Here is a 13,278-nt window from a genome sequence, read left to right on the forward strand (position 1 = left end):
GAGCCCGCAGGGACGCCACCGCCAGTGGGCTGTCAGTCGTGCCTTGAAGGAGGGTCCACCTGCCGGTGACCGTTGCCGGCGTCAGCCAGTGCAGCCAGCCCGCTCACCCGTTGCCGGCTGGCTCGCCACGGCGCACGCGCGGACGGACACTGCGACGGCTGCTCGGACGGCTGCTCGGACGACTGCTCGGACGACTGCGCCCAGCTCACAGCGGGAAGCTGACGTACTTGATCTCCAGGTACTCCTCGATGCCCTCGGCGCCACCCTCTCGGCCGAAACCGGAGGCCTTGATGCCCCCGAACGGGGCGGCCGCGTTGGAGATCACCCCGGCGTTCAGGCCCACCATGCCCGTCTGCAGACCCTCGGCCACGCGCAGGCCCCGCGCCATGCCCTGGGTGTAGGCGTAGGCGACCAGGCCGTACTCGGTGTCGTTGGCCAGCGCCAGCCCCTCCTCCTCGGACTCGAAGGTCACCACCGGCGCGACCGGCCCGAAGGTCTCCTCCGTCAGCAGCCGCGCCCCCGCGGGCACGCCGGTCACGACGGTGGGCGCGTAGAAGTAGCCGTCCTGCCCGATCTGCTCACCGCCGGTGAGCACCTTCGCGCCGGCCTGCACCGCCTCATCGACGCGGGCGGCCACGTCGGTGCGGGCACCCGCGTCGATGAGCGGGCCGACCTCGACGCCGTCCTGGGTGCCGCGGCCCACCTGCAGCGCGCCCATCGCCTCGCCCAGGCGCTCGGTGAAGGCGGGCGCGATGCCGGACTGGACGTAGAAGCGGTTGGCGGCGGTGCACGCCTCACCCATGTTGCGCATCTTCGCCGCCATCGCGCCCTCGACGGCCGCGTCGAGGTCGGCGTCGTCGAAGACGAGGAAGGGGGCGTTGCCGCCCAGCTCCATGCTGGTCCGCAGCAGCCGCTCCGCGCTCTGGCGCACCAGGGCCTGGCCCACGGGGGTGGAGCCGGTGAAGGTCAGCTTGCGCAGCCGCGCGTCGGCGATCAGCGGCGCGGTCACCTTCCCGGTGGTGGAGGTGGTGATGACGTTGAGGACCCCGTCGGGCAGGCCGGCGTCGGCGAAGACCTGCGCCAGCTTGAGCATGGTCAGCGGTGTGGCGGTGGCCGGCTTGATGACGATGGTGCACCCCGCGGCCAGGGCGGGGCCGATCTTGCGGGTGCCCATGGCCAGCGGGAAGTTCCACGGGGTGATCGCCAGGCACGGTCCGACGGGCTGCTTCATGGTCAGCAGCCGCGAGCCGCCGGCGGGGTTGGCGCTGTAGCGGCCGGAGATTCGGGAGGCCTCCTCGGAGAACCAGCGCAGGAACTCCGCGCCGTAGGCGACCTCTCCGCGCGATTGGGCCAGCGGCTTGCCCATCTCCAGGGTCATCAGCAGCGCGAAGTCCTCGGCGCGCTCGGTGACCAGCTCGAAGGCGCGGCGCAGGACTTCCGCGCGCGCTCGGGCTGCAGTGGCCGCCCAGCCGTCCTGGGCTGCGACCGCGGCGTCCAGGGCGTCGGCGCCGTCGTGGACGTCGGCGTCGGCGATGCTCGTCAGGACTTGGCCGGTGGCGGGGTCCTCCACCGCGATGCGCTCGGCGCGGCGTCCCTGACGCCAGCGGCCTCCAATGAAGAGCAAGGGTGGCACTGCAGCCACCAGCGCCCGCTCACGCTCCGTTGTGATGCTCGTGCTGGTCATGCGTCTCCTTCGTCGCGTTCATCGTGATCGATCGATGCGTCCACTGCTCGCTGCACCCATCGGTGACTGCGCCCGTCGCTCGGTGCACGTGCTACTCGGTGCACGTGCTACCCGGTGCACGAGCTACCCGGCGCCCTCGGGCGCACCGCCGGGCGCTGAAGGCGCGGCCGAGCACCGAGGAGCGCCCGGATCAGACCTGGTGGCCGACCTTGAAGCCCTGCTCGACCTCGTCGCGGCGGGTGTAGGAGAACCCGTCCGCGCCGATGGTCACGTCCGACTCACGGGCGTGGGCGCGCTCGACGACCTCGCGGGGGTTGCCGTCCAGGTCCAGCACGGTGGAGGCGTTGGCGTACCAGGAGGGCACGACGGGGTTGCCCCACCAGTCGCGGCGCTGGTTGTCGTGCACGTCCCAGGTGACGACGGGGTTGTCGGGGTCGCCGGTGTAGTAGTCGTGGGTGTAGATCTCGATGCGGTGCCCGTCGGGGTCCAGCAGGTACAGGTAGAAGGCGTTGGAGACCCCGTGCCGTCCCGGGCCGCGCTCGATCTGGTCGCTGCGGCGCACCGCACCGAGGTGGTCGCACAGGTGCAGGATCTGACTGCGCTCGTGGGTCGCGAAGGCGATGTGGTGCATCCGCGGGCCATCACCGCCGGTCAGCGCCACGTCGTGGACGGTGGGCTTGCGGTACATCCAGGCCGCGTAGACGGTGCCCTCCTCGTCCTCGATGTCCTCGGAGACCTTGAAGCCGAGCCCCTCGTAGTAGCGGCGCGCGGCGGGCACGTCGGGGGTGACGACGTTGAAGTGGTCCAGGCGCGAGATGGCGCCGGCGCCGTGGACGTCGTAGCGCTGGGTGAAGCGCTCCACGTGCTCGGCGTCGTGGAAGAACTCCACGGGGAAGCCGAGAGGGTCCACGATCTGCACGGCTTCGCCGATGCCCTTGGTGGTGCCCGCAGGCACCCGGCGGACCTCGACACCCAGGGCGCGGTAGTACTCCTCGGCGAGGTCGAGGTCGCCCGGGGTGCGCACCCGGTAGGCCAGCTTGGCGCAGGCGGCGGCGGGGCCCTTGCGGATGACCAGGGAGTGGTGCAGGTACTCCTCGAAGGCGCGCAGGTAGAGCGCGTCGTCGGTCTCGGCGGTCACGACCAGGCCGAGCAGTTCGGTGTAGAACCACTTCGAACGCTCGAGGTCGGTGACGACGAGCTCGGCGTAGGCGCAGCGGATGACGTCGGGTGGGGTGGGCAGGTTGTCGGTTCCGACGGTGCTCACGGCAGTCTCCTCATCGAGGCGTGCAGGGAAGGGGGTCAGTAGTCGATCTCGCTGGCGGCGCGGGCGCCGAAGCGGGCGGTGTGCACATCGCCGAGGGTGATGTGCACGGCCTGCTGCTCGGTGTAGAAGTCGATGGAGCGGTAGCCGCCCTCGTGCCCCAAGCCGGAGGCCTTGACCCCGCCGAAGGGGCTGCGCAGGTCGCGCACGTTGTGGGAGTTCAGCCACACCATGCCGGCCTCGATGGAGTGCGCGACGCGGTGCCCGCGCTGCAGGTCGGAGGTCCACACGTAGCCGGCCAGGCCGTACTTGACGTCGTTGGCCAAAGCGACCGCGTCCGCCTCGTCCTCGAAGGGGGTGATCGCCACGACGGGGCCGAAGATCTCCTCCTGGAAGATGCGAGCGGTGGAGGGCACATCGGCGAAGACGGTGGGCGCCAGGTAGTTGCCGACCGGCAGGTGCGCCGGGCGGGCGCCGCCGGCGACCAGGCGGGCTTCGCTCTTGCCGACCTCGACGTAGCCCATGACGCGCTCGTAGTGCTCGGGGTGCACCAGCGCGCCGACCTCGGTCTTCGGGTCGTGCGGGTCACCGACGACGATGTTCGTGGCGCGGGCGGCGAAGCGGTCGACGAAGTCGTCGTAGATGCTGCGCTCTACGAGGATCCGGGATCCGGCGGTGCAGCGCTCACCGTTGAGGGAGAAGACGCCGAAGAGGGTGGAGTCCAGTGCGGCCTCGATGTCAGCGTCGGCGAAGACGACGGCCGGGGACTTGCCGCCCAGCTCCATCGACATGCCCTTCAGGTGGGTCGCGGAGTTGCGGAAGATCAGCTGGCCGGTGGTGGTCTCGCCGGTGAAGGAGATCAGCCGGGTGCCGGGGTGCTTGACGAGGGCGTCGCCGGCTTCCTCGCCGATGCCGTTGACGAGGTTGAAGACGCCTCGCGGCAGACCCGCCTCGGTGAAGATCTGCGCCCACAGGCTTGCCGAGAGGGGGGTGAACTCGGCGGGCTTGAGGACCACGCTGCAGCCGGAGGCGATGGAGGGGGCCAGCTTCCAGGACTCCAGCATGAAGGGGGTGTTCCAGGGGGTGATCAGTCCGGCGACGCCGACCGGCTTGCGGTTGACGTAGTTGATCTGCTTTCCCGGGACCTTGTAGGCGTCGTCGGTCTGGGCGACGATCAGGTCGGCGAAGAAGCGGAAGTTCTCCGCCGCGCGCTGGGCTTGGCCGAGGGCCTGGGTGATGGGCAGGCCGGTGTCGAAGCTCTCCAGCTCGGCCAGGCGCTGATCGGCCTGCTCCACGAGATCGGCGATCTTGTTGAGGACCCGGGCCCGGGCGCGGGCAGGCTTCTCGGCCCAGGCGCCGGAGTCGAAGGCGCGTTGAGCGGCCTGGACGGCGGCGTCGACGTCGGCGGCCTGGCCGGCGGCGGCGGTGGCGTAGTCCTCGTTGGAGACCGGGTCGAGGACGTCGAAGGTGGAGCCGTCGAGGGAGTCGCGCAGCTCGCCGTCGATGAAGTGTTGCAGGTGGGTGGGCAGGTCCTCCGGGACGTGCCGGGTGGAGCTCTCCAGTGCGGTCACGACGCTCTCCTGTTCTCGTGGACGTCCTCGGGACGTCTCGGGGGTCTCCTGGAGGCGGGCCGGACTGCGGTCCGTCGAGGAGCCGGGGTGGGTGAGGCGGTGGGTGGAGCAGTCGACCAGGCGGTGGTCCAGGCGGTGGTTCAGGCGGTGGGGGCCTGGGCGGCCTCGTGGGCCAGCACGGCGCGCAGGGTCGCCGAGCGGTGCTCGCGTGCTGCGTGCTCCACGACGAGCGCGTCGGCGCCAGAGGCGATCAGGTCCAGCAGGGCGTCGTGCTCGGCGACCGACTGGTGGGTGCGATCGGGCACCATGGAGAAGACGCTGGTGCGCAGGGTGCTCAGCCGACGCCAGCCGCGGTCGACGAGGTCGAGCAGGTGCGGGTTGGGGCAAGGGGCTGCCAGCGTGCGGTGCAGCCGCTGGTTGAGCTGGCTGAAGCGCTGGGTGTCGAAGTCTCCCCGATCCAGCTCGGCCAGTTCGGCGCGCATGAGCTCGTTGAGCCGGCGCGCCTCCTGCAGGTCCGCGGCCGTCAGCAGCGCCACGGCCTGCCCGACCGCAGCCCCCTCGACCACGGCCAGGGTCTCCATGGTCCAGCGGTACTCGACGGGGTCCAGGCCGCGGACGGTGGCACCGACGTTGCGCTCGAACTCGACCAGGTGCTCAGCCTCCAGACGCCGGATCGCTTCGCGCACCGGAACGGTGGAGGAGCCCAGCTCCTTGGCCAGCGAGCCGAGGACGAGGCGGTAGCCGGGGGTGTACCGGCCGGAGACGATGCGCTCGCGGATCAGCTGGTAGGCGACCTCGACCTTGGAGGTGGCGACTCCGGCCACGGGTCCGGGGGTCATCGGCGTTGCCTCCACGTCGTCGTCGGAGCCTCTAGCTGATCCGCATCGTATATCTTAAGGTACACCGTAGGAGATGCAGCGTCTCGCCACAAGGCCTCGACGGGTGCATGACAAATCGTATACGGTCTCAGATACAACGTCAGGAGAGAGTCGATGATGACCCAGCCCGACCGCGGCGACCAGCCCAGCCGTGACGACGAAGCCGGCCCCGACCCGCGCTTCGCGGTCCTGCCCGCAGGCCGCCCCGGCAAGGTGGTCGCCGTCCACCTCAGCTACCTCTCCCGCGCGCAGCAACGCGGGCGGCGACCCGCCGCCCCCTCCTACTTCCTCAAGCCCTCCAGCTCGCTGGCCGCCGGCGGCGGCACGGTCGAGCGACCGGCGGGCACCGAATTGCTCGCCTTCGAGGGGGAGATCGCCCTCGTCATCGCCAAGCCCGCCCGCCGGGTGCCTGCCGATCGGGCTTGGGGGTACGTCGCCCACATCACCGCGGCCAACGACCTGGGCCTGTACGACCTGCGCGCCAACGACAAGGGCTCCAACGTCCGTTCCAAGGGCGGCGACGGCTTCACCCCGCTCGGCCCTGCGCTCATCGACGCCGCGGATCTCGACGAGCGCGCGCTGCGCGTGCGCACCTGGGTCAACGGCCAGCTGGCCCAGGAGGGCACCACCGACGGCCTGCTGTTCCCGCTCTCGCAGATCGTCGCCGACCTCTCCCAGCACTTCACCCTCGAGACCGGGGACCTCATCCTCACCGGCACCCCCGCCGGCTCCAGCGTCGTAGCCCCCGGCGACGTCGTCGAGGTCGAAGTCGACGTGGTCGCCGGCGCGGCCACCGGGGCGAGCACCGGGCGGCTGGTGACGACCGTGCTCCAAGGCGAGCACCCTTTCGACCCGGCCCTGGGCTCGGGACCGGCCGTGGACGACACCCAGCGCGAGGAGGCGTGGGGCTCGCGGGCAGCTGCCGGCCTCCCTCAGCGATCCGGCGCCGACGACGCCCATGGTGTCCTGCCTGACGACCTGCCTGACAACCTGCGCGACAAGCTCGAACGCACCCCCGTCGCCGCCCTCTCCGGCCAGCTGCGCAAGCGCGGGCTGAACAACGTCACCATCGACGGCGTCACCTCCAACCACTCCGACCGCAAGCTCGTGGGCCTGGCCCGCACCCTGCGCTTCGTCCCCAACCGCGAGGACCTCTTCGCCTCCCACGGCGGCGGGTACAACGCCCAGAAGCGAATCTTCGACGCGGTCGCCCCCGGTGAGGTCATCGTCATCGAGGCCCGCGGTGAGACCGGCTCGGGAACCCTCGGCGACATCCTGGCCATCCGCGCCCACGCCCGCGGCGCCGCTGGGATCGTCACCGACGGCGGCGTGCGTGACCACGACGCCGTCACCGCGGTCGGCCTGCCCGTCTACTCCCGCGGAGCCCACCCGGCCGTGCTGGGGCGCAAGCACGTTCCGTGGGAGGTCGATGTCACGATCGCCTGCGGAGGCACCACCGTCCAGCCCGGCGACGTCATCGTCGGGGACGCCGACGGGGTACTGGTCCTCCCCCGCGCCCTTGCCGAGGAGGTCGTGGACGCCGCCTTGGCCCAAGAGCGTGAGGACGCCTGGATCGCCGAGCAGGTCGCCGCGGGTCACCCGGTGGACGGCCTCTTCCCGATGAACGCCGAGTGGCGCGCCAGGTACACCGCGCACAACGAGCAGGGCTGAGCCCTCTACTCCGGCCCTCGACTCGACCAAGACCCCGATCACGGCCCCGATCCCACCCTGAGGAGGACGTCGATGCTGACCCCCGAGACCATCACCGCGATCGCAGACGAGCTGGCCACCGCCGAACGTGAGCGCACGGTGGTGCCCCTGCTCACGGCCCGCTACCCGGACATGGCGGTGGAGGACTCCTACGCGGTCCAGAACGAGTGGCGCCGCCGCGGGATCGAGGCCGGCCGGCGTCCGGTGGGACGCAAGATCGGCCTCACCTCCAAGGTCATGCAGGCGGCCACTGGCATCACCGAACCCGACTACGGTGCGATCTTCGCCGACATGGTCTTCGAGAGCGGCAGCGTGATCGAGCACGCGCAGTTCTCCAACGTCCGCATCGAGGTGGAACTCGCCTTCGTGCTCGGCGCCGCCCTGTCGGGACCGCACGTCTCGATCTTCGATGTGCTGCGCGCCACCGAGTACGTCGTCCCCGCCTTGGAGATCCTCTCCTCGCGCATCCAGATGCAGGGCCGGACCATCGTCGACACCATCAGCGACAACGCCGCCATGGGCGGGATGGTGCTGGGCGGCAGCCCCGTCGCCGTCGACGAGGTCGACCTGCGCTGGGTCTCCGCCCTGCTGTACCGCAACGAGAGCATCGAGGAGTCCGGCGTCGCCGCCGCGGTCCTGAACCACCCCGCCTCCGGCGTGGCGTGGCTGGCGCAGAAGCTCGCCCAGCACCAGGACCACCTCGCCGCCGGGGAGATCGTGCTTGCCGGCTCCTTCACCCGCCCGATGTGGGTGCATCCCGGGGACACCGTCCTCGCCGACTACGGACGACTGGGGACGATCTCGTGCCGCTTCAGCTGAAGCCCACTCTGCGCGAGCGCCTGAGCGCCAGCGACCGGGCGTTGTTCGGCGGCTGGATCTGCTCCGGCTCCCCCGTCGTCGCCGAGATCATGGCCGGCTCCGGCCTGGACTGGGTGCTCATCGACATGGAGCACGCACCCAACGGGCTCGAATCCGTCCTCGCCCAGCTCTACGCCGTCTCCGGCTACCCGGTCACCCCGGTCGTGCGGGTCCCCGCCGCTGACGACGTCGTCCTCAAGCAGGTCCTCGACCTCGGTGCGCAGACCGTCCTCGTACCCATGGTCTCCACACCTGAGCAGGCACGGGCGGTGGTGCAGGCGACGCAGTACCCACCAGCGGGCCGACGCGGAGTCGGCAGCGCGCTGGCGCGTTCGGCGCGCTGGAACCGTGTCGAAGGATACTTGCAGGACGCCTCGCAGCACGTGAGCGTCATCGTGCAGGTGGAGACGAGCGAGGGCGTGCAGAACGCTCGGGCGATCGCCGAGACTCCCGGCATCGACGCCGTCTTCGTCGGCCCCAGCGACCTGGCCGCCTCGATGGGCTTGCTCGGCCAGCAGAGCCACCCCGATGTGGTCGGGTCAGTGCGGGATGCGCTGGCAGCCGCGCTCGCCGCCGACAAACCGGTCGGCGTGAACGCCTTCGATCCCACCGTCGCGCGGGGCTACGTCGAGGCGGGCGCTCAGTTCGTGCTCGTGGGTGCGGACGTCGGTCTGGTCGCGCGCGGATCTGAGGCGCTTGCGACTGACTTCATCACCGCTGATCGCGAGGAGCAAGAACGCGCTTCCTACTGAGCCACCGGCTCCGAGGGCGGCGAAGACCTCAACCTCGAGTGGCTGCTCCTGCGCGCCCAGCGGCGTCAGGCGGACGTGCGCCGTCGAGCACCCAAGCCGGCACCTGCAGGGCGAGGACGCGCACGACGGAGATCGCGGCGGCGACGCCCGCGCCCAGCACGAGATCGTCGGCGTTCCAGGTCGAGGAGACACCGACGACGAGCGCCCCGACCACCGCAGGCACCGCGTAGAGGTCCCAGTCTGCCCGAAGGTCTGCCCGGAACAGCGCCGGCGTCTCGCGGGTGAGGACGTCGCGCAGCCCCCCGTGACCCACGGCAGTCGTGACCGCGAGCAGGGCGCCGAGCCGTGGTCGATGGCCTTCTCGGTGCCCGCGGCGCAGAGAAATCCCAGGCCCGCTGCGTCGACGACGAGCAGGGGCTTGCTCAACGATTCGAAGCGAGGTTGGGCGACGAACGCGGTGGCGGCCGCTGCCAGGGCCACCACGAGGCGCTCCCGCCGCTGGAAGGCCGGCGGCGACGTGTCGCCGAGCACGAGGTCGCGCACGATCCCGCCGCCCAGCGTGGTGACCACGACCAGCGTCACTGTCCCCACCAGGTCGTGGTCGCGGTCGATCGCCACCGGGGCCCCGAGCGATGCCGGCGCCGCGTCAGGCCTGGTGAACACCGCCCACCAACTCGGCAGCTCATTGGGCCTGGGCATCCTCGTGACCGTTGCCTCGCAGACCACCAACACCGGCACCACCACGCCGTCGGCCGTCGTCGCCCACGTCGGCGCAGCCTTGAGCGGTAGCAGCCTCTTCCTCGCCGTGGCTGCGGTCATCACCGTGGTCTTCATCGTCGTTCCCTGGCGCCGACGAGCAACCGCGACCGTCGCAACGCCCTCATCGGTGTCGTAAAGGGCCTGCCGTCCGAGTGCACCATGCACCTCGGCACCTCGGTACCTGATGACGCGGCAGGAATCCTGCTCTGTCGCAGTAGTCGACAGGACTGGGGCCCCAGCATCAACTGACGTCCTCACCGTGCTCGCCGCAGCCGTGGAGGCCGGCTCAACGCGCTGACGCGGCGGGCGCCGCACACGGCGGCGGTCACGACCAGCCGAGCAGGCCATCACGGCAGGCCGTCACGGCGGCCTGCGGCATGTCCCACTACGGCGCCGTCAGGGCACCGCGACCGGCGCGAAGACCACCACCTCGGTCTCGGCGACCGAACGCGCCTGGGCCCAGCCCCACGTCGGGTCCTGCCAACCTGCCTCCACGTCCACCGCCCATACCGCACCGCTCTCGCGCACCACCGACCTCAGCAGTCAGTGCACCTGGCGCTCGGAGAGCGGTCGTGCTGTCGACGAGCGGACGACGAGCTGGGTCGCCAGTTCGATGTGGTGGCTGTCCAGCCCGTGACCGTCGATCAGGCGGCGCAGGGTGCGGAATGCGACGCGACCCATCTCCTGCAGCGGCGTGCGTACTGTCGTCAAGGGGGGTGTGGTCAGCGACGCGACGTAGGTGTCGTCGAAGCCGACCACGCTGAGGTCGGCGGGCACTTGCAGGCCAAGAGCGTGGGCTGCCTGGAGCACTCCCATGGCCACGAGGTCCGTGATGGCGAAGACCGCTGTCGGCCTGTTCCCGCGGGTGAGGAAGGTGGATGCGAGGCGAGCGCCGGTGGAGGAGTCGAGCTGCCCCCCTCCCACGATCGCGGCGTCGAAGGCGACTCCGTGCTTCTCCAACGCTGCCCGATAGCCGTGCAGGCGTGCGAGGTTGACGTCCGTGTCGTCGGGCCCGCCGATGTAGGCGATTCGGCGGTGGCCCAGCGCGAGCAGGTGCTCGGTGGCGGACACTCCGCCTGCCCAGTTGGTGGCACCGATGCTGACGACGTCCTCGTCAGGGGAGTGCACCGGGTCGATCACCACCAGGGGCAGGCCGGCCACCCTGAGCTCCCTGGCCTGTTGCGGCTGGATGTCACTGGTCACGAGCAAGACGCCCCGACGGTCCGCTGCACGCGGGTTCCTCATCCACGGCCGCTCGCCGTCAGAAGCGCCCCGCACCGCGAACTCGCTCACGATGACGTCGACGTCGTCCTCGCGGGCGGCTGCGACCACCCCGCGCTGGAGCTCCGTGGCGTAGGGGCTCATGAAGTCGTCGAAGGCGAGTTCGATGGTGACGCGCTGGCTGGAGCTGCGACGACGAGTGGTGGGCACGTACCCCTGTTCGTCAAGGAGCCGTTGCACCTCGGCGCGTGTGCGAGGCCCCACGTCCTCGCGGCCGTGGATCACCTTGGAGACCGTGGCCAGGGAGACACCCGCCGCGGAGGCGACGATCGCGAGGGTCGTCTTGCGTTCGGAGGCAGGGACCGCTGGTGTGGCCGTGCCCTGCGGTGAGGAAGGCGGGGCCGTCACCTTGCGTCGAGCCACAGGGTCCTCCTGTCGAAGCTGCCGGCGCCGGGCGCCGCTGATCGTCGTGGGTACAGCATGGGCCCTGCGCCTCGCTCATGCGGACGGCACGCCGAGTGCTCCGCGGTGTGGTCACGAAATTTTCGTGACCTAGAGCCGTACCGCTCACGCAGTGCTTCGCCGCTCTCATCCGCGCCAGGACAGCACTAATGCCCTACGCGGGTGATGTGATGCTGAATGCTTGACAGGGGCCGAAAGCGTTGCCTACGGTTGCGCGACGCTCTAAAAGCGAAAGTTTTCGCCGCAATGGGGGGCAGATCGTGGAGTCACGTGGCGTGGCGGTGCATGGACGGCCGACGACTGCCAGCCACCTCGCGGTGGTGGTCGTGGCGACGCCCCGACGGGCTGCCCGTTGAGGGCCGCCCCGCTGCGCGGCCCTGACGAGCTCGCCGTCGAGGACGTGGAGCTGGAAGCTCCCGGGCCGGTGAGCTGCGAGTGCCCGCAGAAGCCGTCGGGGTCTGCCACACCGAGCTGCACTACATGAGCGGCGACATGACCTGCCCGCTGCCCGTCGTCCTCGGTCACGAGGGCGTAGGCATCCTGGAGCAGGTGGGAGACGAGGACCTCGACATCAGCGCCGACGACGTCATCGTCGTGCACGGCGCCGGGCCCCGCGGCTACCCCGGCATGCCGGAGGTGTCCAACGTGCCGCTGCCCGCCAAGCTGCTGCGCGCCGGCGTCAGCGACATGGTGCGCATCAGCGACGGCCGGATCAGCGGCACGGGTTTCGGCGCGGTGGTCCTGCACGTGGCGCCCGAGGCCGCCGTCGGCGGCCCGCTCGGCCTGCTGCGCACCGGGGACGTCATCACCCTCGACGTCCCCGCCCGCCGCCTGGACGTGCAGCTGAGCGAGGAGGAGCTCGCCGCGCGCACCCCGTCCTGGGAGCGCGGCAGCGGCGTCGGCGACGGCGGCTGGCCGTGGCTGTACGCCGAGCACGTGCTGCAGGCCGACGAGGGCGCCGACCTGGACTTCCTGCGCGGCGCGCGCGGCAGCGCGGTGCCCCGCGACTCCCACTGAAGCGCCCGCAGCACCCGCAGCACCCGCACCGACCCACCCACCGACCGATGCAGGAGGAACCGCGATGACCACCGGTGCCGACGCCCCCGCCCGCCGGGGACGGGCCCCCGCGCGGCGCTCAGCCGCTCGCGCCGGGGGTGGAGCCCGTGGGGACCAGCACCAGGGCGGTCCCGTCCGCGTCGACCAGCCGGCGGCCCGGGCCGCCCAGCGCGGAGCTGCGGGCCCCGCGCGCCCGCAACCGGCGCTCGGCGAGCTCCGGGTCCCCGGTCGCCAGCCCGATCGCCCGCAGGCCGGTGCGCCCCGGGTCGTCGGCGGGCGCGGGCAGCGGCTCGACGTCGTAGGAGAACAGCTCCAGCGTCCCGTGCCCCGCCGCCAGATAGCTGCGCACGTACCCGCGCTCGTCGCCCGGGTGCGGGACCTGCCCCAGGGCGGGCAGCGCCAGGTCGTCGCGGTAGGTCGCCAGCGCGCGGTCGAGGTCGGCGGTCGTGAGCGCCGCGTGGTCCAGCACGAGGGCCTCGCCGGGCGCGGCCGTCGCGTCCCGCTCGGAGACCAGTTCCGCGTTCCACGTCGTCGTGTGGACCAGGCGCCCGGCGACCAGTTCCACGAGGGCGCCGTCGGGGTCGGAGAAGAACACGATGCGCACGTCGCCGAGCGCGGTCATCGGGGCGATGGCGAACGGCACGCCCGCCGCCGCCACGCGCTGCGCCCAGGCGTCGACGTCGGCCACCGTGAAACCCACGTGCCGCAGCCCCGACTGGTGGTTCACCACCTGCCAGCCCGCCGGTTCCGGGCGCGGCCGGCGCACGAGGTGCACCAGGCCGCCACCGGCGTCCAGCCACGCCTCCTCGGCGGTGGCGGGCGCACCGGCGGCGGGGGACAGGCCCAGCAGGCCCGTCCAGAAGCCGAGGCTGCGCTCGAGGTCGACCACGCCGAGCTCCACGTGGTGCAGCGTCGTCCCGGGGGCGAGGGTCACGGCACCACTGGACACCCGCACCGGTGCGGCGTCAACCGCCTCCCCGGCCTCGACCCCCACGGCCACGACCCCCACGGCCACGACCCCGACGGTTTCGGGCGCGCCCGCGTCCCGGCTGCGGGGGCGCTGTGA

The 13,278-nt window shown here is 71.5% G+C and carries 11 protein-coding genes and 1 pseudogene; 4 read left to right on the forward strand and 8 right to left on the reverse strand.

What is annotated here, in order from left to right:
- Positions 1-205: 205 nt before the first annotated feature.
- From GTQ99_RS02290 to GTQ99_RS02305, 4 genes are all read right to left on the reverse strand, one after another.
- On the reverse strand, positions 206-1,684 hold the full coding sequence (locus tag GTQ99_RS02290; protein WP_166614125.1) for an NAD-dependent succinate-semialdehyde dehydrogenase: 1,479 nt from the start codon (positions 1,682-1,684) through the stop codon (positions 206-208).
- A 190-nt stretch (positions 1,685-1,874) separates the two neighbouring features.
- Entirely contained in the window at positions 1,875-2,948 is a 1,074-nt protein-coding gene (hpaD, locus tag GTQ99_RS02295) for a 3,4-dihydroxyphenylacetate 2,3-dioxygenase (RefSeq protein ID WP_338074666.1), read from the reverse strand.
- 35 nt (positions 2,949-2,983) lie between these two features.
- Complete coding sequence (hpaE, locus tag GTQ99_RS02300) at positions 2,984-4,516, reverse strand: 5-carboxymethyl-2-hydroxymuconate semialdehyde dehydrogenase (RefSeq protein ID WP_166614126.1); 1,533 nt, start codon at positions 4,514-4,516, stop codon at positions 2,984-2,986.
- Between the two features lie 140 nt (positions 4,517-4,656).
- Positions 4,657-5,355 (reverse strand): GntR family transcriptional regulator, encoded by a 699-nt coding sequence (locus GTQ99_RS02305; RefSeq protein ID WP_166614127.1) that lies wholly within the window; start codon positions 5,353-5,355, stop codon positions 4,657-4,659.
- Positions 5,356-5,511: 156 nt separating this feature from the next.
- Between GTQ99_RS02305 and GTQ99_RS02310 the strand changes: the two genes are divergently transcribed.
- The 3 genes from GTQ99_RS02310 to GTQ99_RS02320 all read left to right on the forward strand — a co-directional run bounded on the left by GTQ99_RS02310 (position 5,512) and on the right by GTQ99_RS02320 (position 8,714).
- On the forward strand, positions 5,512-7,065 hold the full coding sequence (locus GTQ99_RS02310) for a fumarylacetoacetate hydrolase family protein (RefSeq protein WP_166614134.1): 1,554 nt from the start codon (positions 5,512-5,514) through the stop codon (positions 7,063-7,065).
- A 72-nt stretch (positions 7,066-7,137) separates the two neighbouring features.
- The gene (gene hpaH, locus GTQ99_RS02315; RefSeq protein ID WP_166614128.1) at positions 7,138-7,923 is read left to right on the forward strand and encodes a 2-oxo-hept-4-ene-1,7-dioate hydratase; all 786 of its coding nucleotides are present in this window, start codon (positions 7,138-7,140) and stop codon (positions 7,921-7,923) included.
- A complete protein-coding gene (locus GTQ99_RS02320; protein ID WP_166614129.1) occupies positions 7,908-8,714 on the forward strand; it encodes an aldolase/citrate lyase family protein in 807 nt (268 codons plus the stop codon). Before hpaH ends, GTQ99_RS02320 begins: the two co-directional genes overlap by 16 nt.
- Before the next feature lie 28 nt (positions 8,715-8,742).
- Here GTQ99_RS02320 and GTQ99_RS02325 read toward each other — a convergent pair whose 3' ends face one another.
- From GTQ99_RS02325 to GTQ99_RS02330, 3 genes and pseudogenes are all read right to left on the reverse strand, one after another.
- Positions 8,743-9,027 carry a hypothetical protein gene (locus GTQ99_RS02325; protein ID WP_338074667.1) on the reverse strand — a complete coding sequence of 95 codons (285 nt, stop codon included), beginning with the start codon at positions 9,025-9,027 and terminating at the stop codon, positions 8,743-8,745.
- Between the two features lie 191 nt (positions 9,028-9,218).
- A pseudogene (locus GTQ99_RS27410) lies at positions 9,219-9,821 on the reverse strand (TRIC cation channel family protein); the annotation flags it as partial.
- A gap of 195 nt (positions 9,822-10,016) precedes the next feature.
- A complete protein-coding gene (locus GTQ99_RS02330; protein ID WP_338074669.1) occupies positions 10,017-11,117 on the reverse strand; it encodes a LacI family DNA-binding transcriptional regulator in 1,101 nt (366 codons plus the stop codon).
- Positions 11,118-11,591: 474 nt separating this feature from the next.
- Between GTQ99_RS02330 and GTQ99_RS02335 the strand changes: the two genes are divergently transcribed.
- Positions 11,592-12,173, forward strand: coding sequence for an alcohol dehydrogenase catalytic domain-containing protein (locus GTQ99_RS02335; protein WP_166614130.1), 582 nt, complete (start codon positions 11,592-11,594; stop codon positions 12,171-12,173).
- Between the two features lie 118 nt (positions 12,174-12,291).
- Here the strand turns inward: GTQ99_RS02335 and GTQ99_RS02340 are convergent.
- Positions 12,292-13,278 (reverse strand): VOC family protein (locus tag GTQ99_RS02340; protein ID WP_205706642.1); only part of this gene is annotated, 987 nt, incomplete at its 5' end.

It is taken from the genome of Kineococcus vitellinus, from assembly GCF_009906315.1.
GTDB lineage: Bacteria > Actinomycetota > Actinomycetes > Actinomycetales > Kineococcaceae > Kineococcus > Kineococcus vitellinus.